The following is a 325-nucleotide window of genomic DNA, read 5'->3' as shown; positions in this document are numbered from 1 at the left end:
GCCGCCACCGAGGCGACTTCCGCCGCGGTCAGTTCGCGATACTGTCCGGGCTGCAACCCGGGGTCCAGCCGGATCCCGCCCATGCTTTCCCGGTGCAGCGAGGTGACGCGGTTACCGACCGCATGGAACATGCGTTTTACCTGGTGATAGCGGCCCTCGTAGATGGTCACCCGGGCCTGGCATTCGGCCAGCTGTTCGATATGGGCGGGGGAGGTCCTCAGTTGTTCGTACTCGAACCAGATGCCCTCGGCGAAGCGCCGGTGGGCCTCCGCGGTAATCGCGGCCCCGGTGGTCACGCGATAGACCTTGGGAATTTTGATGCGGG

1 pseudogene is annotated in these 325 nt (G+C 65.5%); it reads right to left on the bottom strand.

Annotated features, from left to right (window positions below):
- Positions 1-325: pseudogene (locus CLH62_RS20900) on the bottom strand (16S rRNA pseudouridine(516) synthase); the annotation flags it as partial.

Origin of the sequence: Marinobacter guineae, from assembly GCF_002744735.1 — a bacterium.
GTDB lineage: Bacteria > Pseudomonadota > Gammaproteobacteria > Pseudomonadales > Oleiphilaceae > Marinobacter > Marinobacter guineae.
The sequence above is the reverse complement of the archived record's forward strand: the minus strand, read 5'-3'. Positions and strand labels throughout refer to the sequence as shown.